The sequence below is a fragment of the Variovorax sp. KBW07 genome, assembly GCF_003852515.1.
Lineage (GTDB): Bacteria > Pseudomonadota > Gammaproteobacteria > Burkholderiales > Burkholderiaceae_C > Variovorax.
In genome coordinates this window covers 20183-41063 of record NZ_QAJK01000119.1, presented here as the reverse complement: position 1 = coordinate 41063, position 20881 = coordinate 20183, and the positions used below count along the sequence as shown (strand labels likewise).

Genomic DNA, 20881 nt, shown 5'->3' with positions numbered 1-20881 from the left:
CCCCGAATGACCCCGCTCCAAAACAGCAGCGCCAAGAAGGCCCCGCAGCGCGACGGCTCAACGAGAGCCGATACAGCGCAAAAAAAGCCGGCAATTGCTGCCGGCTCGGAACCGAATCAGACCGACCACTTCTCGAGCAGCTTTTCAGCGCCGAGCGAGTCGTAGCCCTCGAAGGGCTGGTGAATCCAGGGGTTCGTTGCCAGGAACTCGACCGAGTAGTCCGGCGTGAACGTCGACAACGCCTTCGTCCAGATCACCGCGCTGCGCAGCTCCGTGATTGGCTTGTAGTTGTTGCGCAGCATGTCCATCACCGCGTGCAGCGTGTGGCCAGAATCGGCCAGGTCGTCCACCAGCAGCACCCTGCCGGCGATCTCGCCCTTGGGCGTTGTGATGAAGCGCGCGATGTCCAGGTGGCCCTGCACCGTGCCGGCGTCGGCGCGGTACGAGCTCGTCGACATGATCGCCAGCGGCTTGTCGAAGATGCGCGAAAGCACATCGCCGGGGCGCATGCCACCGCGTGCCAGGCACAGGATGGTGTCGAACTCCCAGCCCGACTGGTGCACCTTGATCGCGAGCTTCTCGATCAGGTTGTTGTACTCGTCGTAGCTGACGTAGAGATGTTTGCCGTCTTCGGTCAACATGGGTCTTTTGTTCCTGTTCAGTCGGCGAGGTAGGGGTGGCGCATCATGATCGTGTGATCGCGATCCGGGCTCGTGGAAACCATGTGGATCGGCACACCGGTGACCTGCTCGATGCGTTGCAGGTACAGCCGCGCGTTGATCGGCAGCTTGTCGTATTGCGTCACGCCCACGGTGCTTTCGGTCCAGCCTTCGAGGGTTTCGTAGATCGGCGTGCAGCGCTCGATTTCATCCGCGCCCATCGGCAGGATGTCGGTGACTTCGCCATCGAGCTCGTAGCCGGTGCACAGCTCGAGCTTTTCGAGGCCGTCCAGCACGTCGAGCTTGGTGATGCACAGGCCCGACAGGCCATTGACCTGCGCCGAGCGCTTGAGCAGCGCGGCGTCGAACCAGCCGCAACGGCGGCTGCGGCCGGTGGTCACGCCCTTTTCGGCACCCACGGTGCTCATGTGATAGCCAGGGGTGCCGGGCGTGGCCCAGTCGAGTTCGGTCGGGAACGGACCGCCACCGACGCGTGTGCAGTACGCCTTGGTGATGCCCAGGATGTAGTGCAGCATGCCCGGGCCCACGCCCGAACCGGCGGCGGCATTGCCGGCCACGCAGTTGCTCGACGTGACGTACGGGTAGGTGCCGTGGTCGACGTCGAGCAGCGTGCCCTGCGCGCCTTCGAACAGCAGGTTCGCGCCGGCCTTGTGGGCGTCGTTCAGCTCGCGCGACACATCGGCCATCATCGGCTTGAGCAGCACGGCGTGGCGCATGGCCTCGTCGAACACCGTGTCGAAGTCGATGGCGGGCGCGTTCAGCACTTGCGTCAGCACGTGGTTGTGCAGGTCGAGCAGCACGCGCAGCTTGGCGGCGAAACGGTCGGGGTGCTTCAGGTCCTGCACGCGCAGCGCGCGGCGGGCGATCTTGTCTTCGTAAGCCGGACCGATGCCGCGGCCGGTGGTGCCGATCTTCTCGATACCGCCCTTTTCGCGGTAGGCCTCGCGCGCGATGTCGAGCGCGGCGTGGAACGGCAGGATCAGCGGGCAGGCCTCGCTGATGCGCAGGCGCGAACGCACTTCGACGCCGGCCTTCTCCAGCCCTTCGATTTCCTCGAACAGCTTGGCGGCGGACAGCACCACGCCGTTGCCGATGTAGCACTTGACGCCGGGCCGCATGATGCCGCTCGGGATCAGGTGCAACGCGGTTTTGACGCCGTTGATGACCAGCGTGTGGCCCGCGTTGTGGCCGCCCTGGAAACGGACCACGCCCTGGGCGCTTTCCGTCAGCCAGTCGACCAGCTTGCCTTTGCCTTCGTCGCCCCACTGGGTACCGACGACGACCACGTTTCTTCCGGTGGTTACGCTCATGCTCGTTCCATTACTTCAAAAATTCAGATCGCTCGGACATTCCACTGGCCGGCCTGCTCGACGAGCTCGCGGTCGCAATGGAATTCATCGATTTCGCTGCCGTGACCCGGCAGCACGCAGACAACCGTTTCACCGGCCTTGCGCAATTGGGCAATGGCCTGGCGCAGGCCTGCCGCGTCGCTCCAGGGCGCGCGGATGGCGGCGCGCAGCGGGCGGGCCGGCAGCACGCCGACCAATTCGCGCACGTCCAGGCTGAAGCCGACGGCCGGACGGTTGCGGCCGAACACGGCGCCAACTTCGTCATAACGGCCGCCGCGCACCAGCGAATCGGCGGCGCCCGGCACATAGATGCCGAAGCGCATGCCGCTGTAGTAGGCGTAGCCGCGCAGGTCGGCCAGGTCGAAGCTGATCTGGCGGCCGGCCGTGCCGCTCAGGCCCGCGGCCAGCTGCTTCAGGTCGGCCAGCGCGGCGCCCACGGCGGGCGTGCCCTTCAGGGCCCTGGCGGCCTCGTCGAGCACCGACACATCGCCGTACAGCTGGATCAGCGCACGCAGCCCGTCGCGCGAGGCGGCGGGGAAATCCTTGGTGAGCGACTGCAGCTCGCTCGCATCCTTGGCGGCCAGCGCAGCATGCACACGGGCCAGCGTTGCGGCATCGACCGGCACGCCGGCGAACAGCGCACGCACGATGCGGGCATCGGCCAGGTCGACGATGACGCCTTCGCGCAGGCCGGCGGCGTCGAGGCAGTCGAGCGCCAGCAGCAGGGTTTCTGTGTCGGCTTCGAGGCCGGCGTGGCCATAGATCTCGGCGCCGAACTGGAGCGGTTCGCGGGTGGCATGCGGCCGGTCGGGCCGGGTATGGAGCACCGGGCCGCAGTAGCACAGGCGGGCCACGCCATCGCGGTTCAGCAGGTGTGCATCGATGCGCGCCACCTGGGGGGTGGTGTCGGCACGAAGGCCCATGCTGCGGCCGGAGAGCTGGTCGACGAGCTTGAAGGTTTGGAGGTCGAGCGCCTCGCCGGTGCCCGAAAGCAACGACTCCAGGTGCTCGAGCAGCGGCGGCATCACCAGCTCGTAGCCATAGCCACGGGCGGTATCGAGCAGCTGGCGTCGAAGTTCTTCGATGTGGCGCGCCTCGGAGGGCAGCACATCGGCAATGTGATCCGGGAGGACCCAGGCGGACATGGGGATCGGGGGCGTGGTTAAACCGGGATTCTACCGGGCCGCGCTACCCCAAGACCCAAAGGAGTGCCAAACCCAGCAGGATGCTGCAAAGTCCAAAGAAACGAAGCTGGCCGTCGCGCAGCTGCATGAGCTGCCCGAAGCCGCGCCGCCACCCTCCTGGCGACAAGAAAGGCAGGATGCCTTCGATCACCAGGACGAGCGCCAGCGCGCTCCAGAAAGTGTCGGCGCTCACGGCTCCGAACGAATCAGCGGCGAGGTGCGCTGGTGGCCGATCCCGAGCCCTGCATGGCCCGGAAGAAGTCCGACGACGGGTCGAGAACCAGCACGTCGCTCTTCTTGTTGAAGCTCTGCTTGTAGGCTTCGAGGCTGCGATAGAACTGGGCGAACTGCGGGTCGCGGCCAAAAGCTTCGCTGTAGGCCGATGCGGCCTGGGCATCGCCCTCGCCCTTGATCTTCTGGGCGTCGCGGTAGGCGTTCGCCACAATCACTTCGCGCTGGCGGTCGGCGTCGGCGCGGATCTTTTCGCCTTCGGCCGTACCGGTCGAACGCAGCTCGTTGGCCACGCGCTTGCGCTCGGCTTCCATGCGGCGGTAGACCGATTCGGTAATGGCTTCCACGTAGTCGACACGGGTGATGCGCACGTCGACGACATCCACACCCCAGGGCTTGGCGCCCTTCACGACGGCCAGCACTTCGCGCTGCACGTCGGCCATGAGGGCTTCACGGCGCACGGAGATCAGGTCGCGCACGGTGCGCTTGTTGATGTTTTCCTGGAACGCATTGCGCACCACGCGGTTCAGCTGCATGGCACCCGCGTTTTCGTCGAGGCCGACGTTGCGGATGTAGGCCTGCGGGTCGGAAATGCGCCAGCGCACGTACCAGTCGATCACCACGCGCTGCTTTTCAGCGGTGAGCATGGGTTCGGTGTCGAGGCTCGACAGCGTCAAGAGGCGCTTGTCGATGTACGACACGTTCTGGAACGGCGGCGGCAACTTGAAGTTGAGGCCGGGCTCGGTAATGACCTGCTTGATCTGGCCGAGGGCGTAGACCACGCCGAACTGGCGCTGGTCGACCACGAAGAGGGTCGAGCTCAGCAGCACGAGCAAGACGAGGATCGACGAGGCGATGAATCCGATTCTGTTCATGTTCTTCTAGGCCTTTTTCAACGCACGTCGCGGTCACGCGAGCGGCCGTCGCGGGCGCGCACGTCGCCCGTCACCGGCGCCACCGGGATCACCGAGGACTGGCTTGGCGCGGTGCCGGCCACACTGGGGCTGGCCGCATCGACGGGCGTTGCCGCCGCGCTGTTGCCGCTCATCTGCATCAGCTTGTCGAGCGGCAGGTACAGCAGGTTGGAGCCCTGCTTGCTGTCGACCAGGACCTTCGTGGTGCTGGCGTAGATCTGCTGCATGGCGTCGGTGTACATGCGGTCGCGGGTTACTTGCGGTGCCTTCTGGTACTCGGTCAGCACGGCGCTGAAGCGGCCGGCATCACCTTGTGCCTGCGCCACGATCCGCGCCTTGTAGGCTTCGGATTCTTCCTTCAGGCGCGAAGACGTACCGGTAGCGAGCGGCACCACGTTGTTGGCGTAGGCCTGCGCGTCGTTCTTGGCGCGCTCGCGCTCCTGGCCGGCCTTGAGCACATCGTCGAATGCGGCCTGCACCTGCTCGGGCGGACGCACGCCGCCCTGCTGCAAGTTGATGCCGACGACTTCGACACCGACCTTGTAGCGGTCGAGGATAGTCTGCATCAGGGCGCGCACGCGGGGTGCGATCTGGTCGCGCTCTTCGGCGAGCGCCGCGTCCATCTTCATCTTGCCGACCACTTCGCGCACGGAGCTTTCAGCCACCTGCACGATGGTCTCGGCCGGCGACTTGCTCTCGTAGAGCCAGGCGCGCGCGTCGCTCAGGCGGTACTGCACGGCGAACTTGATTTCGACGATGTTCTCGTCTTCGGTCAGCATGGCCGATTCGCGCAGGCCGGTGGAACGCACGATGGCGTCACGGCCCACGTCGGTGGAGCGGATCTGCGTGGTCACCACCACTTCGTGGCGCTGGATCGGGTACGGCAGGCGCCAGTTGAAGCCGGCGTTCACGGTGGACTTATAGCGGCCGAACTGGGTCACCACGGCCTGCTGGCCTTCGTTCACGATGAAGAAGCCGGTACCGAGCCAGATGAGCACCGCCACGGCCAGCACGAGGCCGAGGCCGAAACCTGCGTTCTTCATGTCGGGCTTGAAGCCATTGCCGCCACCACCGCTGTTGCCGCCATTGGGGCGGTTGCCGCCGCCCTTGCCGCCACCGAAGAAACCGCCGAGCTTGCGATTGAGGTCGCGCCAGAGTTCGTCGAGGTCGGGCGGGCCCTGGTTGGGGCCCTGGCCGCGGGGGCGGTCACCGTTGTTGTTGCCCGAGGGCGGGGGCGTCGGTGCGCCGGGAGGATTGGCATCGGGGGGGCGGTTGCCGGCTGGACGGTCGCCGTTGGAGGACGGCTCGTCGCCGCGCCCCCATCGGCCATCGTTCAGATTGAACATGCCTAAAAACCCACTCCGCGCTGGCTTTGAATTCATTCGCTTCGTTCTCTTGTCAGTGGCGGGATTGTGCCCAATCAATTGCCGGCATCGTGCAATTCAGCGTCTGCCTCAGGGGTCATCGTATCGGCTACGGAGCCCGATTGCCGGGCGAGCTCGGCGCGCAGCAGTGGCACGCCCTCGCCGCTCTTGGCGCTGAGGAAGATGCGGGGGACCTGCACGCCTTCGATTTCCATCTCGTCCTGCAGATGCAGCGGATGTTGCGCGCTTTCAAGGGCATCGAGCTTGTTGAAGATCAACAGTTGCGGCACGGCCTCGGCGCCGATGTCGCGCAGGACCGACTGCACCTCGGCCATCTGCTCGGGGTAATGCGGGTTGGAGGCGTCGATGACATGCAGCAAAAGGTCTGCATCCACCGCCTCTTGCAGCGTGGCCTTGAACGCGTCGACCAGGCCGTGCGGCAGGTCGCGGATGAAGCCCACGGTGTCGGAGATCGACACCTGGCGGCGCGCATCGCCCAGATAGAGGTTGCGCGTGGTGGTGTCAAGCGTGGCGAACAGCTGGTCGGCCGCATAGGCGCGGGCTTTGACCAGTGCATTGAACAGCGACGACTTGCCCGCATTGGTGTAGCCGACCAGCGAGATGTTGAAGGTCTCGCGGCGCTCGCGCTGCCGGCGTTGCGTGCCACGCTGCTTTTGCACTTTGGCCAGACGCTCCCGCGTGCGCTTGATCGACTCGTTGATCATCCGGCGGTCGAGCTCGATCTGCTTTTCGCCCGGGCCGCCGCGCACACCCGCACCGCCGGTCTGGCGCTCCAGGTGGGACCAGCGGCGAACCAGCCGCGTGCTGAGGTACTGCAGGCGAGCAAGCTCCACCTGCAGCTTGCCTTCGTGCGAACGGGCGCGCTGGGCGAAGATTTCGAGAATGAGGAAGGTGCGGTCGTACACCGCGACATCGAGCTGGCGCTCGAGGTTGCGCTGCTGCGCGGGGCTCAGGGACTGGTCGAAGATGACCTCGCTCGCCCTGTGCATGGCGGCCAGTTCCTTGATTTCTTCGGCTTTGCCGCTGCCAACGAACAATGCTGCATCGGGCGCCTTGCGTTTGCACGCAAGACGGGCGACAGGCGTCAGGCCCGCGGTCTGCGCAAGCAGGCCGAGTTCCTCGAGTTCGCTGTCGAAATGGGGCAGCCCGAAATCAACGCCGACGAGAACGGCGGCGCCTTCCTGGCGGGGGATCAGTTCAGACAAGCGGGGATCGGAATAGGGAAAAAGCGCGGCAGCAAGCTGCCGCGCTCCGCGCGATCAGGCTGCGGCGTCGTCGTTCTCGGCAGCCGAGAAGTTGACGGCACGACCCGGCACGATGGTGGAAATGGCGTGCTTGTAGACCATTTGCGTCACTGTATTGCGGAGCAATACGACGTATTGGTCAAAAGACTCGATCTGGCCCTGCAGCTTGATGCCGTTCACCAAATAAATGGAAACCGGCACATGCTCACGACGCAAGGTGTTCAGAAACGGATCTTGCAGAAGTTGCCCTTTATTGCTCACGATATTCTCCGTGTTCAAGAGTAGTTGTTGGAGAGATGACCTTAACACAGGGTTTCTGCGCTGCAGCAATCGGGGTCAAAAGCCTTGAGAAAATAACGGTTCTCAAAAGACGGAACTTCCGGTCTTGCTGCAACTCATCGGCCGCCATCGGCGGCCAAGCCCCGCTCAGTCGTCCTTGTCGACAAACGGGTTGGAGGAGCTCTTGAACTGGATTCGCAGGGGCGTTCCGACCAGGTCGAACTCCTTGCGGAAACGGCCTTCCAGAAAGCGCTTGTACGCCTCTGTCACGTGCTCCAGCGAATTGCCGTGGATGATGATCACTGGGGGATTCATGCCACCCTGGTGCGCATAGCGCAGCTTGGGACGGAACATGCCTCCGCGCTTGGGCGCCTGGAATTGCACCGCCTCCAGCAGCAAGCGGGTCAGCACCGGAGTCGACATCTTGCGCGTGGCCGACTTGTGGGCCTGCGCAATGGCCTGCCACACCGGGCCAAGGCCCTGGCGCTTGATGGCCGAGATGAAATGCAGCGCCGCGAATTTCAGGAAAGGCAGCCGGGTTTCGATCTGCCGCTGGATCTGCTCGCGCTGATAGCTGTCGACCGCGTCCCACTTGTTGATGGCGATCACCACCGCGCGGCCGCTTTCGAGGATGTAGCCCGCAATGTGGGCGTCCTGGTCGGTCACGCCCTGCGTGGCGTCGAGCAGCAGCAGCACAACGTTCGCCGATTCGATGGCCTGCAGTGTCTTGACCACCGAGAACTTCTCGATCGCCTCGAAGACCTTGCCCTTGCGGCGCAGGCCGGCGGTGTCGATCAGCTCGAAGCGCTGGCCGTTGCGCTCGAAAGGCACCGAGATCGCATCGCGCGTCGTCCCGGGCATGTCGAAGGCCACCAGGCGCTCTTCGCCGAGCCAGGTATTGATGAGCGTCGACTTGCCCACGTTGGGCCGCCCCGCCACCGCCAGCTTGATCGGCTTGTTGACGTCGTCCTCGTCCGCCTCGTCGTCGGGATCGGGCAGGTTCAGGGGCGCCAGTGCCAACTCGACCAGATCGCGCATGCCCTGCCCGTGCGCGGCGGACACGCCATGCACATCGCCGAAACCAAGCTCGTAGAAATCCACCAGCTTGGTGCCGTCGTGCATGCCCTCGGCCTTGTTGGCCGCCAGCACGCAGGGCTTGCCCAGCCGGCGCAGTTCGTTGGCAATGTCGTGGTCTTGCGCCGAGAGGCCTTCGCGGGCATCGACCACGAAGATCACCACATCGGCCTCGGCCACGGCCTGCCGCGTCTGCTTGGCCATTTCCTTGTAGATGCCGCTGCCGGCATCAGGCTCGAAGCCGCCGGTGTCGATCACGATGAACTCGTGTTTGCCCAGGCGGCCATTGCCGTAATGGCGGTCGCGCGTGAGTCCGGCGAAGTCGGCGACGATGGCGTCGCGCGTCTGGGTCAGGCGGTTGAACAGCGTCGACTTGCCGACGTTGGGACGGCCGACCAGGGCCACGACCGGCTTCATGGCCGGCCTTTCGATGGCGCGGTTTTCATGGTCGGGCCTTGAGAGTGGGAAAAGAAGAAATTATTCAGGGCGATAGCCAAACACGCCACCCTTGGCAGTCACGACCACGACCGTGTTGCCGGCCATGACCGGCGCGACGGTGATGGCCGAGCCATCGGGCGTGACGCGATTGAGCAGCGCGCCGTCTTCGCGAGAAACGAAATGCAGGGAACCGGTGTCCTCGCCAATGACGAGCGAGCGGCCCACCGCCAGCGGCGCGGTCAGTTCGCGGTTCTTGAAGCGGGTCGATGCCCAGGCGCGCTCGCCATCGGCACGGCGCCAAGCCACGACGCTGCCATCGGTCTCGGTGCCGTAGACGAAGCTCTCGTTGCCGCTGACGCCATCGGCGCCCACGGCCGGCTTGCTCCACACCAGCGTACCGCGCTGGGTTTCGACACAGCCGACGTTGGCGTAGTACGCCCGCGCGCAGACCGAGTCACCGACGCGGCTCACGCTGCCGGTCAGGTCGACCAGGCGCTCCACGTCGTTGGTGCCGCGCGGTGCCGCGATGGGCGATTCCCAGCGCGAGGTGCCGTTGCCCGGGTTGATGCCCACTAGGCGGCCGCCGATGCCGGCCACCAGCGTGTCGCCCACGGCGATCAGCACGCCCGACTTGCGCAGCACGAGATTTTCACCGGGGCGCTGCTGGATCCAGAGGCGGCGGCCGCTTTGGCCGTCCCAGGCGCTGATGCTGCGGTCGGCGGTCTGCACGAACACGCGGCGGCCAGCGACCAGAGGTGCGGTGAAGGCCTGGGCCGACAGCTTCTGCTTCCACAGGACCTTGCCGCCTTCGATGGCGACCAGTTCGTTGTTGGTGGTGACCACCGCGGCCATCGAGCCGTCGCTGCCGACACCGGCAGCCAGCGTGGCGCCGACGCTGGCGCGCCAGGTTTCACGACCGGCGCGAGCGTCGATGGCGACCACGGTGCCGTCGCTGCCTGCCACGGTCACCGTGTCGCCGCTGACGTCGGTGGTGAGCGGGAAGCTGACCGAGGGAATCTTCACCGTCCAGGCCTGGCGCACCCCGATCAGGGACGGGTTGGCGGGAAGCTCGGCCGGCTTCGGCTTGCTGGTGCCCGAGCAGGCAGCCAGGAGCGCTACCAAAACAATAGCTGATCCCGCACGCAGGGCGGTGGATTCAGGCATGAGACGCTTGAAATTCATGATGCGGTCAGGGAGTTTTGGGGGCTGCGGGAGTGACGGTGACGACGGGGGCCAGGCTCTTCGGGTCGACGCCGACCGCGTTGAGCTTGATCTCGATCAGGCGGCGATAGTCGGAAGTGGCGCCAAGGCCGGTCCAGGCCTTGCGGTACTCGGCCTGGGCTTCGTCGCGCTTGCCTTGTGCCAGGTAGATGTCGCCCTTGCGATCGGCCACCAGCGGTTCGAATTCCTTGGGCACCTTGCCGTCGAGTTGCTTCAAGGCTTCGTCGTACGACTTGCTGTCGAGCAGCTCGGCGGCGAGACGCAGCTTGGCAATGGCCTGGTAGCCCGGGTCGATGGCGCTCTGCGCCACCCAGCCCAGCGCTGCGCGCGATTCTTCGACCTTGCCCTTTTCGTACAACGTCTTGGCGACCAGCAGGCCAGCCTGTTGCGCGTAGGTGGTGCCGGCAAAGCGCTCCTTCATGTCGCCCAGCACGCGCTGGATGCGCTCGACGTCGCCGGACTGCGTGCTGCGCTCGACCTCGTCGTAGAGCGCCGCGGCTTGAGCAGCCTTGTTGCGCTGGAAGTATTGCCAGCCGTTCCAGGCCACGAAGGCGCCGGCGGCAAGCAGCACGACCCAGGTGATCAGGGTGCCGTAGGTATTCCAGAAATGCTTGAGCTGGTCGAGCTGTTCCTGTTCTTCGAGGTCGAGATGGGTTGCCATGCGCTGTCAGATGTTGGGAGCCGGCGATTGTAGGGTGGTGGCCCAGGTGGCCACTTCAGCAAGCGTTCGGGAAGTTTGCGCGCCACTTCCGTCGCGCAGCGCCTTGAGAGTCACTTCGCCGCGCGCAAGTTCATCGGCACCGAAGATGAGGGCGTAGGTGGCGCCGCTGTTGTCGGCCCGCTTGAACTGCGACTTGAAGCTGCCAAGGCCGTCGACCGTGGCTGCATGCATCTGCACGCGAACGCCAGCCTCGCGCAACTGCTGCAGCGTGCGCAGCACCACGGGCATGGCGGCGGCATCGGGTACGACCGCATAGACGTCGGGCACGGGCAAGGGAATGTGGGTGCCCTGCTCTTTCATCAGGTCGAGCACACGCTCCACACCCATGGCCCAGCCCACGGCGGGAGCAGGCTTGCCGCCGATCTGCACGATCAGGTCGTCATAGCGGCCACCTGCGCACACGGTGCCTTGAGAACCAAGGCGATCCGTCACGAACTCGAACACACTGAGGTTGTAGTAATCGAGCCCACGCACCAGCCGCGGATTGATGGTGTAGGCCACGCCGTTGGCATCGAGGATGGCCTTGAGGCCGTCGAAGTGCGCAAGCGATTCGGCGCCGAGAAAGTCGATCAGCTTCGGCGCCGATTCGACGACTTCCTTCATCGCCGGATTCTTGGTGTCGAGGATGCGCAGCGGATTGCTGTGCAGGCGGCGCTTGCCGTCGTCGTCGAGCTTGTCGGCGTGTTTCTCGAAGTGCGCAATGAGCTGGGCGCGGTGTTGCGCCCGCTCGGCCGGTTGACCCAGGCTGTTGAGTTCGAGGCGGACGTCGGTCAAGCCGATGCGCTTCCAGAGCGCGTTGGCAAGCAGGATCAACTCGGCATCGACATCGGGGCCGGCAAAGCCGAGCGCCTCGGCGCCGATCTGGTGGAACTGGCGGAAGCGCCCCCGCTGGGGCTTCTCTCGCCGGAACATCGGACCGATGTACCAGAGGCGTTTGCCCCCGTCGTAAAGCATGTTGTGCTCGATCACCGCGCGCACCAAGCCAGCAGTGTTCTCGGGCCGCAGCGTCAGGTGATCGTTGTCGCCATACTTGTCGGAGCGGTCATGAAAGGAGTACATCTCCTTCTCGACGATGTCCGTCACTTCGCCGATGCCGCGCACGAACAGCGCCGTGTGCTCCAGGATCGGCGTGCGGACGTTGCGGTACGCATAGCGCCCCATCAGGTCGCGCACGGTGGCCTCGAGCCACTCCCAGCGCGCCGATTCGGGCGGCAATATGTCGTTCATGCCTTTGACGGCATTCAATTTTTCAGCCATGGATCCTGCCGGAGGTGTCAGGCCAGGGCGGCGTGCTCGCCGCCGAAGCGCTTTTCGATGTAGGTTTCGACGAGTTGGTGGAACTCGTTGGCGATATTGTCACCGCGCAAAGTGAGCGCTTTTTCGCCGTCGATGAAGACCGGCGCGGCAGGCGCCTCGCCGGTGCCGGGCAGGCTGATGCCGATGTCGGCATGCTTGCTCTCGCCGGGGCCGTTGACGATGCAGCCCATGACGGCCACCTTCATCGTCTCAACGCCCGGATATTTCTTGCGCCAGACCGGCATCTGCATGCGCAGGTAGTCGTCGATCTGCTTGGCCAGTTCCTGGAACGTGGTGCTGGTGGTGCGGCCGCAGCCGGGGCAGGCAGTAACGCTCGGCACGAAAATGCGCAGGCCCAGGGCCTGGAGAATCTCGGAAGCGATCACCACTTCCTGCGTGCGCGATTCACCCGGCTGCGGCGTGAGCGACACGCGAATCGTGTCGCCGATGCCCTCTTGCAGCAGGATCGACAGCGCCGTGGCCGAGGCCACCGTGCCCTTGGTGCCCATGCCGGCTTCGGTCAGGCCCAGGTGCAGCGGATAGTCGCAGCGCTTTGCCAGCTCGCGGTAGACCGAGATCAGGTCTTGCACACCGCTCACCTTGCACGACAGGATGACCTGGTTGCCGGCCATGCCCATCGATTCAGCCAGCCTGGCGGACTCGATGGCCGAGGTGATCAGCGCCTCGTACATGACCTGCTTGGCATCCCAAGGCTCGGCGCGCTGGCTGTTGATGTCCATCAGGCTGGCGAGCAGTTCCTGGTCGAGGCTGCCCCAGTTCACGCCGATGCGCACCGGCTTGTTCCAGCGCATGGCGGCGTCGATCATCTGGCCGAACTGGCGGTCGTGCTTGTCGCCCTTGCCCACGTTGCCGGGGTTGATGCGGTACTTGCTCAGCGCCTCGGCGCAGGCCGGATAGTCGGTCAGCAGGCGGTGGCCGTTGTAGTGGAAGTCGCCGATCAGCGGCACGTCGATGCCCATGCGATCGAGCTGCTCGCGGATGTACGGCACCTGGGCCGCCGCTTCCGGCGTATTGACCGTGATGCGGACCATTTCGGAACCCGCGATGGCGAGCTCCTTGATCTGGATGGCCGTGCCGATGGCGTCGACCGTGTCGGTGTTGGTCATCGACTGCACGCGCACCGGTGCGTCGCCGCCCACCGTCACGATGCGCGGGCCCCAGACCACGCTGGCCTGGCGCGAACGGCGCGCCTTGGGGGCGGCCGATTCAATGGGTTGCGGAGTGCAATCTACGGGATTGGTCACGATGTCACCTCGAAGCGGGCCACGCCACCACCACGGGTGACAGGCTTCAGATCGTAGGCTTTTCCGCGCACCTGCACATCGACGGCCGAAGCACGCCCGACCACGACGGACAGCGGCAGCGCACCCGACAGCCCGACGGTTTCGCCGGCCTTCAGGCTGCGGCGCAGCAACTGCTTGCCACCGGCTTCGGTCACGGTGATCCAGCACTCTTCGCGTGCGACAAAAACGAGTTGCTGGCTGCTGCTTTCGGCAGCGGCCGCAGGTACGGCAGCAGTAGTGGCGGCGACCACGGGTGCGGGGGCAACGGCCGAACCGGCACTGGCCACGGTTGCATTGCCAGCGACGGGTCCGCTCGGCGCCACGGCTTGCGCGGGAACGGTTTCCGCAACCACGCCCGTTGCGCCCGAAGGCTGGCCATTCGCAGCAGCTGGATCGGTAGCCGGAGCCGGCTCCGCCTCGCTGCGCGCGGTGAGGCGCGAAACAGAAGCACCGATCTGGTCGAAGACCGACTGGGGCAGCCAGAACAGCGCACCCGCGCCGACCAGCAGCAGCACCACGACCGTCAGCAGCGCGCGCGATGGCAGCCCGCTGGCACGGCCGTTGTTGTTCCAGCGCGGCGTGCCCGAGCTGATGTTCGTCTTGATGGTGCGATCGGCCACGGCCAAAGACACCTTCTGCGTGCTGGGCAGCTTCGCCAACACCGGCGCGGGATCGATGCGCAGTGCGCGACAGACGCTGCTGGCCAGCGCGCGGGCAAAAACCGGATCGGGCAGCGAGGCGATGTCGTCCGCCTCGAGCGCCATGAGCTTTTGCGGCGGCACCTTCAGCGCCGCCGCCACCATCTCGATGTGCAGGCCGTGGGCCTCGCGGGCCTCGCGAAGCATGTCGCCAGCCGTCTTTTGCGTGATGTCGCCTTCCTCGAGCGGCTGCGCCGCGGAAGTGCCGAACTCCGAAACCCGATCAGTCATTGAAATTCCCGCGCTCGTACGCTGATGCCTCCCGCGACTGGGGGAAACGTCGCTGAAGTTGGCCTCCCAACTGCGCGACGGCCTCGCGGTTGTTGAGCTTCCGTTCGATCTTGATGCCGAGCCAGAGCGTCTCCGCACTGGCCGAGGGGCTGTTGTTGACGCGGCGGATGTAGAACTGCGCGCGCGACCATTCTTCGCGCTGCGCCAGCACCGAGGCCAGGTTGAAGCCGACCACCGGGTTGCCGGCATCGATCTCGTAGGCCTGCATCAGGCTGCGCTCCGCTTGCGGGCGCAGGCCGGCCTTGAGCTCGCACACGCCCTGCGTCATCAACGTCTTGGCGCGGTCGGTGTAGCTGGGAATGGCAAGCGCCTCGGCGAACTGCTGCGCAGCGTCGCCATAACGGTTCTGCTGGCACAGCAGCCAGCCGTAGTTGTGGCGGGTGTTGGCGTCACGCGGGTTGATGGCCACGGCGCGGCGGAAACTGTCCTCGGCCATGCCGGGGTCGTCGAGCCGCATGTAGACCAGGCCGCGCAGGTTGTAGGCGTCGGCGTAGTTCGGGTCGGCCACCAGCGCCTGCTTGATCTCGTCGAGCGCGATGGTGGTCTGGCCTTGCTCGAAATAGCCCGAGGCGAGTTCCATGCGCAGGCGCGCACGGCGCTGGCGGTTGGTCTCGTCGGACTCGGTCACCATTTCGGGCCCTCTGCCCGAGTTGCTGCTATCGGCCAGGCTGGTGCTGGTGGTGCGCGTGTTGACGCAACCGGCGAGCAAAAACACCACGGCGACGCCGGCAAGGCTCGCGGCCAGCATTCGCTGCGCGCTTGCGGTCGTCATCGAAAAGGCCATGCTCATTGCTTCAGTGCTCCTGGGAGACGGTAGAGGTCTTGCGGACCGGATGCAGAACAATGGGGCGCTCGCTGCTCGCACGGCGCTGTGCCATGCGCTCGGCGGCGCGGGTGCGGTCCTTGACGTCGCCGGCGAGCTGCCCGCAGGCGGCATCGATGTCGTCGCCGCGCGTCTTGCGCACGGTCGTCACCAGGCCGGCTTCGCTCAGCGCCTTGGCGAATGCCAGAACACGCGGTTGCGGCGAGCGCAGCAGGCCCGAGGCCGGAAACGGGTTGAAGGGAATCAGGTTGAACTTGCACGACACGCCATGCGTGCGCACGAGCTCGATCAGCTGCTTCGCATGCTCGGGCTGGTCGTTCACGCCGTCGAGCATGCAGTACTCGAAGGTGATGAAGTCGCGCGGCGCGTGCACCAGGTAGCGCTTGCAGGCCTCGAGCAGTTCGGCAATCGGGTACTTGCGATTGAGCGGCACGAGGTCGTCGCGCAGTGCATCGTTGGGTGCGTGCAGCGAGACGGCCATGGCCACCGCGCAATCGGTGCCCAGCCGATCGATCATGGGCACGACGCCCGAGGTCGACACGGTGACTCGGCGGCGCGACAACCCGTAAGCGTTGTCGTCGAGCATGGTGCGCAATGCGGGCACCAGCGCCGAGTAGTTCTGCAGCGGCTCGCCCATGCCCATCATCACCACGTTGGAGATGACGCGCTCGGTGCGCTTCAGGTGCTTGCGCAGGAAATGTTCGGCAAACCACAGCTGGGCGACGATTTCGCCCGTGCTGAGATTGCGGCTGAAGCCCTGATGCCCCGTGGAGCAAAAGCGGCAACCGACCGCACAGCCGGCTTGAGACGACACGCACAAGGTGCCACGGTCGTCTTCGGGAATGAATACGGCTTCGACGGCATTGCCGTCACCGACGTCGAACAGCCACTTGATCGTGCCGTCCTTGGATTCGTGCTGCGTGAGAACCGGCAAGGCCTCGACGCGCGCGGTGGTCGCGAGTTTTTCGCGCAGCGACTTGGCCAGATCGGTCATCTGGGTGAAGTCGCTGGCGCCACGCTGGTGAATCCAGCGGAACAGCTGCGTGGCGCGGAATTTCTTCTCGCCGAGTTTTTCGCAGAACGCGGCCAGCCCCTCGAGATCGAATTCGAGCAGATTGGCCGTGGTCATGAAATCAGTCGGCAGACGGCTTCAGCGTGCGTAGACGTTGAGGCCGGCGAAGAAGAACGCGACTTCGTTCGCTGCGGTTTCAGCGGCGTCCGAACCGTGCACGGCGTTGGCGTCGATGCTGTCGGCGAAGTCGGCGCGGATGGTACCGGCGGCTGCCTTCTTGGGGTCGGTGGCGCCCATCAGGTCGCGGTTCTTGGCGATGGCGTTTTCGCCTTCGAGCACTTGCACGAACACGGGGCCGGAGATCATGAACTCGACCAGGTCCTTGAAGAAAGGACGTTCCTTGTGGACCGAATAGAACTGCTCGGCTTCGTTGCGCGAGAGGTGCACCAGCTTGGCGGCGACGATCTTGAGGCCGGCAGCTTCGAAGCGGGAAACGATCTTGCCGATGACGTTCTTTGCGACGGCGTCGGGCTTGATGATGGAAAGGGTACGTTCGATAGCCATTGAAATGCTTTCTGAGCTTTGATTTTGAAGTGTTTTGTCACAACTGCAACGAGTTTGTTGCGCCACATGTCGACAAAGCCTCTGATTTTAACCGGCGCAGCCCTCGGGGTTGGTGAAAACCCCGCGAAAGGCCGCGCTGCAGCGGCAGGCTTTTTTCAGCGCCCGCGGCGGCGGCCACCGCCGCCTCCACCACCCTGGCCGCCGAAGCCACCACCACCGCCTCCGCCGCCACCACGCCGGCCACCCGGGCCGCCGCGTTGCTCCTTGCGCTGGCGCGAAAAGCTGTCGGCGCCGATGTAGCCCAGCGAGGTCTTCATCGGATCCGGCTGGTTGGCGCCGCTTGGCTGACGGTCGTCGCCCTGCTGGCGATTGCCGCCGCCCTGGCGGTTGTTGCCACCGCCGCCACCGCGGCGTCCCTGCCCTTGCGGAGGACCGCCATTGCCGCCACCACGATTGGCACGGCCACCGCGGTCACCGCGCGGCGGACGACCGTCGCCCAACGGGCTCGGGATGGGCGCTTCGCGCCCTTCGTCGCGCGGGTCGCGCATCTCTCGTTGCTGCTGCGGCTGGCCACCACCGGCACCGCCGTTGCGGTTGCCGCGGCGCTTCTTGTTGCGGCCGTTGCGGCCACCGCCTTCGGGGCCACCCGGGCCGCGCTGCGGCGGACCCGCGGGGCGCGCAGCCGCACCACCGGAAGCCTGGAACAGCGCGCGGATGTCGCGCTCGTCGAGCTCCATCCAGGCACCGCGCTTCAGGCCGCGCGGCAGCACCATCGCGCCGTAGCGGATGCGGATCAGCCGGCTGACCGCATGGCCCACCGACTCGAACAGGCGCCGCACCTCGCGGTTGCGGCCTTCGGAAATGGTCACGCGGTACCAGCAGTTCGAGCCTTCGCCACCGCCCTCTTCGATCGTGCCGAACTGGGCCATGCCGTCATCGAGGCGAACGCCGTCGAGCAGCTTCTGCTTTTCTTCGCTGCTGAGCTTGCCCAGCACGCGCACCGCGTACTCGCGCTCCAGGCCGAAGCGCGGATGCATGAGTTGGTTGGCAAGATCGCCGGAGCTGCTGAACAGCAACAGGCCTTCGGTATTCAGGTCGAGTCGGCCGACCGATTGCCACTTGCCCTGCTGCAGGCGCGGCAGCTTGCGGAACACGGTGGGCCGGTTCTGCGGATCGTCGTGCGTGACGACTTCACCGGTCGGCTTGTGGTACGCGATGACGCGCGGCGGCGGCGGTGCAATCCGATAGCGGATCGGCTTGCCGTTGATCTTGACCTGGTCGCCGTACTGAATGCGTTGCCCGATATGGGCCGGCTCGTTGTTGACCGAAATGCGGCCCTGGAGAATCAGCGCCTCCATTTCAAGCCGCGAGCCCAGGCCGGCCTGCGCCAGCACCTTGTGCAGCTTGGGCGAATCGGCCTCGGGCAGCAGCACGCGCTTGAGCGGTGGGACTTCAGGGCTTTCCTCGTCGGCGTCGAACTGGCCGGAAATGACGTCGGCAAAGCGGATCGGCTCCGGCGGCAACGCATTGCGTTGCTCGCGCTCGGCAGCGCGGCGGGCACGGTCGAGGTCGTCTTCTTCCTCGTCGGGCTCTTCTTCGTCCTCGTCGTCGCCATCGTCCTGGTCATCGCGGCTGTTGTCGCGATCGGCTGCCACTACTTCTGGCTGGGGCGCCTGACGCGCTGCTTCGACCGGCGCGGGGGCTCGGTCTTCTTCAGCCGCCTCGGCAACGACCGGCGCGGCGACTGCCACGGCAGCGGCGGGCTCGATCACTTCGGTGGAAGCCAGTTCCACCTGCGCCGCTTCAGGCGCAGGTGCGGCTTCGTCGGCCACGGGTTGCTCGACCGGTTTCTTCTTGCGCGCGCGCGGCTTCTTCGGCTCCTCGGCTTCCACCGGCGCGACGGCCTCAGGCGCTACCGATTCGATAGCACCGTCCGCAGCCTTCTTGGGCGCGGCTGCCCTTTTCTTCTTTTTGACTTCGGGCTCGACCGGCGGCAGTGCCGCGTCGTCGGTGTCGGATGGGCTCATGAGGTTTTTCCGGGAGAAACTGCGTGGGGATCGACCTCGTCCGGAGACGTGGTGTCGGGTTCTGGCTCTGTGGTGAGCTCTTGCTCTGGGGCGAACTCTGGTTCTGCCACGAGCTCTGGTTCTGAAGCCGCCTCGGCTTCAAGCGGCGCTTCGGCAACTTCTGCCACTTCGGCCGCAGCGGCGTTGTCGGCAACCTGTGCCTCGACGGCTTCGATGATTTCAGGCGCCGCTTCGACAGCCGCCGATTCATCGGCTGGCGCATCTTCTTGCTGCGACGCAACAGGAACAGGCTCTTCGTCGGTCACTTCGCCGGCTGGCAATGCCACTCCCGCCTCCGCAACCGCCAACAGGACTTCTTCCTGGCCCGCCCCCGCAACAGCATCCAGAGATACTTCTGCGTCACCCGCGCCATCGATCGGCAGGTCGGCCTGATGGCCAGACGCCTGCTCGAGCGCATCGACCAGCGCAGCCTGCTGCGCCGGCGTTTCGATCAGCGGCAACTCACCGAGCGAGGCCAGCCCCAGGTCGTCGAGAAACTGCCGCGTGGTCGCGTAGAGCGCAGGCCTGCCGACCGTTTCGCGATGGCCGATCACCTCGACCCAGCCGCGGTCTTCAAGCTGCTTGAGGATCAGCGAATTGATCGTGACGCCACGGATGTCTTCCATGTCGCCGCGCGTGGCCGGTTGCCGGTAGGCAATGATGGCCAGCGTCTCGAGGGCGGCGCGCGTGTAGCGCGGCGGCTTCTCGGGGTGCAGCCGATCGAGGTGGTCGCGCATCTCGGGCCGGCTCTGAAAACGCCAGCCGCTGCCGACGCTCACGAGCTCCAGGCCGCGTTGCGCCCAGTCTTCCTGCAATTCAAGCAACAGCACCTTGATGGTGTCCACGCCCAGCTCGTCGTCGAAAAGCACGCGCATGTCGCGCACCGGCAGCGGCTGGCTCGAACAGATCAAGGCGGTTTCGAGAATGCGCTTGGCATCCGCCGTATTCATGGTTCGCGTTATCCGGGAAAAGGCGCCTGGTCGACGCTTGTTCAGAAGGATGAAAGAAGAAGGAGGCGTTGCCGGCACGCGGCGAGTGCAACGCAGGGCCGGCATCGAGGGGCCGGCGAGGCCCTCGGGCCGTCAGGCGCGATTGTAGTCCAGCCCCCAGGACTGCAAAGCCTCGGCAAGGTCGGGCGGTGGCGGCGAGCGGAACTCCATCGCCGCCTGCGTGACCGGATGCACGAAGGCCAGCCTGAAGGCATGCAGCGCCTGGCGCGTCAACCCGACAGCCGGTGCGCCGCCATAAAGCGCGTCGCCCACCAGCGGATGGCCGATGGACGCCATGTGCACGCGGATCTGGTGGGTGCGGCCGGTTTCGAGCGTGCAGCGCACGGCACAGCCGTCGGCATGGCTGTCGAGCCGCTCGATCAGCGTGCGCGCGGTCTTGCCCGAATTACGTTCCAGGTCGACCACGGCCATGCGCAGCCGGTTGCGCGGGTCGCGGCCGATGGGCGCATCGACCTGCCGGGCGGCGGCGCCGACCCATGGCTTGTGCCCCATGGCCAGGTACTGGCGCTTGACCTCGCGCGCGGCGATCAGCGCCACCATCGCGTCCATGGCGGCCCGTGTGCGCGCCACCACCATCAGGCCGCTGGTATCGCGGTCGAGCCGGTGCACGATGCCGGCGCGCGGCAGCAGCACGGCTTTCGGGTCGAGCGCCAGCAGCCCGTTCAGCAGCGTGCCGCTCCAGTGGCCCGGCGCCGGATGCACGACCAGCCCGGCCGGCTTGTCGATGATGCGCAGATGCTCGTCTTCATGCACCGTGACGAGATCCATCGCCTCGGGGCGGAAGGCCTGGCTCTGGGGGGTGGGCCGCAATTCGATGCGGCCGGCCTGCCCCGCCTTCACGGTGGCCGAGACCTTGGTGAGCGTGCGCCCCTGCAACTCCACAGCGCCGGCTTCGATCAGTTGCTGAAGGTAACTGCGGGAAAATTCGGGCACCAGCGCAGCGAGCGCCCGGTCGAGCCGCTGGCCGTGCTGGGCCGGGTCCACCACGAAAGGCCGCAGTTCGCTGGGCTCGATCGGGTCGGCGCCGTCCTCGTGTTCGGCCGCCTCCGCAGTTTCAGGGGTATTGCCCGAAGGGCCGGTCGATATAATTGAGGGCA

Annotated in this window: 20 protein-coding genes; all 20 read right to left on the bottom strand. The window is 65.8% G+C overall.

What is annotated here, in order from left to right:
- Positions 1-116 precede the first annotated feature (116 nt).
- On the bottom strand, positions 117-641 hold the full coding sequence (locus DBV14_RS22295) for a phosphoribosyltransferase (protein WP_124462170.1): 525 nt from the start codon (positions 639-641) through the stop codon (positions 117-119).
- Between the two features lie 17 nt (positions 642-658).
- Complete coding sequence (locus tag DBV14_RS22290; protein WP_124462167.1) at positions 659-1990, bottom strand: adenylosuccinate synthase; 1332 nt, start codon at positions 1988-1990, stop codon at positions 659-661.
- Positions 1991-2013: 23 nt separating this feature from the next.
- A complete protein-coding gene (locus DBV14_RS22285) occupies positions 2014-3174 on the bottom strand; it encodes an ATP phosphoribosyltransferase regulatory subunit (protein ID WP_124462165.1) in 1161 nt (386 codons plus the stop codon).
- 43 nt (positions 3175-3217) lie between these two features.
- Entirely contained in the window at positions 3218-3406 is a 189-nt protein-coding gene (locus DBV14_RS22280; protein ID WP_124462163.1) for a DUF2065 domain-containing protein, read from the bottom strand.
- A gap of 13 nt (positions 3407-3419) precedes the next feature.
- Positions 3420-4319 carry a protease modulator HflC gene (gene hflC / locus DBV14_RS22275; RefSeq protein ID WP_124462161.1) on the bottom strand — a complete coding sequence of 300 codons (900 nt, stop codon included), beginning with the start codon at positions 4317-4319 and terminating at the stop codon, positions 3420-3422.
- Positions 4320-4336: 17 nt separating this feature from the next.
- The gene (gene hflK / locus DBV14_RS22270; RefSeq protein WP_124462159.1) at positions 4337-5704 is read right to left on the bottom strand and encodes an FtsH protease activity modulator HflK; all 1368 of its coding nucleotides are present in this window, start codon (positions 5702-5704) and stop codon (positions 4337-4339) included.
- 74 nt (positions 5705-5778) lie between these two features.
- Positions 5779-6948 carry a GTPase HflX gene (gene hflX, locus DBV14_RS22265; RefSeq protein WP_124462157.1) on the bottom strand — a complete coding sequence of 390 codons (1170 nt, stop codon included), beginning with the start codon at positions 6946-6948 and terminating at the stop codon, positions 5779-5781.
- Between the two features lie 54 nt (positions 6949-7002).
- Positions 7003-7248 (bottom strand): RNA chaperone Hfq, encoded by a 246-nt coding sequence (gene hfq / locus DBV14_RS22260; RefSeq protein ID WP_012747311.1) that lies wholly within the window; start codon positions 7246-7248, stop codon positions 7003-7005.
- Between the two features lie 165 nt (positions 7249-7413).
- Positions 7414-8757 carry a ribosome biogenesis GTPase Der gene (der, locus tag DBV14_RS22255; RefSeq protein WP_124462156.1) on the bottom strand — a complete coding sequence of 448 codons (1344 nt, stop codon included), beginning with the start codon at positions 8755-8757 and terminating at the stop codon, positions 7414-7416.
- A gap of 60 nt (positions 8758-8817) precedes the next feature.
- A complete protein-coding gene (gene bamB, locus DBV14_RS22250) occupies positions 8818-9960 on the bottom strand; it encodes an outer membrane protein assembly factor BamB (protein ID WP_124462154.1) in 1143 nt (380 codons plus the stop codon).
- Positions 9961-9967: 7 nt separating this feature from the next.
- On the bottom strand, positions 9968-10660 hold the full coding sequence (locus tag DBV14_RS22245; protein ID WP_124462153.1) for a tetratricopeptide repeat protein: 693 nt from the start codon (positions 10658-10660) through the stop codon (positions 9968-9970).
- A 6-nt stretch (positions 10661-10666) separates the two neighbouring features.
- Positions 10667-11977 carry a histidine--tRNA ligase gene (gene hisS, locus DBV14_RS22240; RefSeq protein ID WP_124462151.1) on the bottom strand — a complete coding sequence of 437 codons (1311 nt, stop codon included), beginning with the start codon at positions 11975-11977 and terminating at the stop codon, positions 10667-10669.
- Positions 11978-11994: 17 nt separating this feature from the next.
- A complete protein-coding gene (ispG, locus tag DBV14_RS22235; protein WP_124462149.1) occupies positions 11995-13281 on the bottom strand; it encodes a flavodoxin-dependent (E)-4-hydroxy-3-methylbut-2-enyl-diphosphate synthase in 1287 nt (428 codons plus the stop codon).
- Complete coding sequence (locus DBV14_RS22230; protein WP_124462147.1) at positions 13278-14249, bottom strand: helix-turn-helix domain-containing protein; 972 nt, start codon at positions 14247-14249, stop codon at positions 13278-13280. Before DBV14_RS22230 ends, ispG begins: the two co-directional genes overlap by 4 nt.
- Positions 14242-15099 carry a type IV pilus biogenesis/stability protein PilW gene (gene pilW, locus DBV14_RS22225; protein WP_124462145.1) on the bottom strand — a complete coding sequence of 286 codons (858 nt, stop codon included), beginning with the start codon at positions 15097-15099 and terminating at the stop codon, positions 14242-14244. Before pilW ends, DBV14_RS22230 begins: the two co-directional genes overlap by 8 nt.
- Before the next feature lie 4 nt (positions 15100-15103).
- Positions 15104-16261: a 23S rRNA (adenine(2503)-C(2))-methyltransferase RlmN gene (gene rlmN / locus DBV14_RS22220; protein WP_124462143.1), complete on the bottom strand. Its 1158-nt coding sequence runs from the start codon at positions 16259-16261 to the stop codon at positions 15104-15106.
- A 21-nt stretch (positions 16262-16282) separates the two neighbouring features.
- Positions 16283-16708: a nucleoside-diphosphate kinase gene (gene ndk, locus DBV14_RS22215; protein ID WP_124462141.1), complete on the bottom strand. Its 426-nt coding sequence runs from the start codon at positions 16706-16708 to the stop codon at positions 16283-16285.
- Between the two features lie 155 nt (positions 16709-16863).
- A complete protein-coding gene (locus DBV14_RS22210) occupies positions 16864-18735 on the bottom strand; it encodes a pseudouridine synthase (RefSeq protein WP_124462140.1) in 1872 nt (623 codons plus the stop codon).
- Positions 18732-19724, bottom strand: a complete 993-nt coding sequence (gene scpB / locus DBV14_RS22205; protein ID WP_124462139.1) for an SMC-Scp complex subunit ScpB — start codon at positions 19722-19724, stop codon at positions 18732-18734. Before scpB ends, DBV14_RS22210 begins: the two co-directional genes overlap by 4 nt.
- A 132-nt stretch (positions 19725-19856) precedes the next feature.
- Positions 19857-20798 (bottom strand): RluA family pseudouridine synthase, encoded by a 942-nt coding sequence (locus DBV14_RS22200; RefSeq protein WP_260397182.1) that lies wholly within the window; start codon positions 20796-20798, stop codon positions 19857-19859.
- Between the last annotated feature and the right edge of the window lie 83 nt (positions 20799-20881).

Bases quoted from the DNA above. Each gene is read 5' to 3' on its own strand.
- DBV14_RS22295 (WP_124462170.1), bottom strand. From the start codon at position 641: ATGTTGACCGAAGACGGCAAACATCTCTACGTCAGCTACGACGAGTAC.
- DBV14_RS22290 (WP_124462167.1), bottom strand. From the start codon at position 1,990: ATGAGCGTAACCACCGGAAGAAACGTGGTCGTCGTCGGTACCCAGTGG.
- DBV14_RS22285 (WP_124462165.1), bottom strand. From the start codon at position 3,174: ATGTCCGCCTGGGTCCTCCCGGATCACATTGCCGATGTGCTGCCCTCC.
- hflC (WP_124462161.1), bottom strand. From the start codon at position 4,319: ATGAACAGAATCGGATTCATCGCCTCGTCGATCCTCGTCTTGCTCGTG.
- hflK (WP_124462159.1), bottom strand. From the start codon at position 5,704: ATGTTCAATCTGAACGATGGCCGATGGGGGCGCGGCGACGAGCCGTCC.
- der (WP_124462156.1), bottom strand. From the start codon at position 8,757: ATGAAGCCGGTCGTGGCCCTGGTCGGCCGTCCCAACGTCGGCAAGTCG.
- bamB (WP_124462154.1), bottom strand. From the start codon at position 9,960: ATGAATTTCAAGCGTCTCATGCCTGAATCCACCGCCCTGCGTGCGGGA.
- DBV14_RS22245 (WP_124462153.1), bottom strand. From the start codon at position 10,660: ATGGCAACCCATCTCGACCTCGAAGAACAGGAACAGCTCGACCAGCTC.
- hisS (WP_124462151.1), bottom strand. From the start codon at position 11,977: ATGGCTGAAAAATTGAATGCCGTCAAAGGCATGAACGACATATTGCCG.
- DBV14_RS22230 (WP_124462147.1), bottom strand. From the start codon at position 14,249: ATGACTGATCGGGTTTCGGAGTTCGGCACTTCCGCGGCGCAGCCGCTC.
- pilW (WP_124462145.1), bottom strand. From the start codon at position 15,099: ATGAGCATGGCCTTTTCGATGACGACCGCAAGCGCGCAGCGAATGCTG.
- rlmN (WP_124462143.1), bottom strand. From the start codon at position 16,261: ATGACCACGGCCAATCTGCTCGAATTCGATCTCGAGGGGCTGGCCGCG.
- ndk (WP_124462141.1), bottom strand. From the start codon at position 16,708: ATGGCTATCGAACGTACCCTTTCCATCATCAAGCCCGACGCCGTCGCA.
- DBV14_RS22210 (WP_124462140.1), bottom strand. From the start codon at position 18,735: ATGAGCCCATCCGACACCGACGACGCGGCACTGCCGCCGGTCGAGCCC.
- scpB (WP_124462139.1), bottom strand. From the start codon at position 19,724: ATGAATACGGCGGATGCCAAGCGCATTCTCGAAACCGCCTTGATCTGT.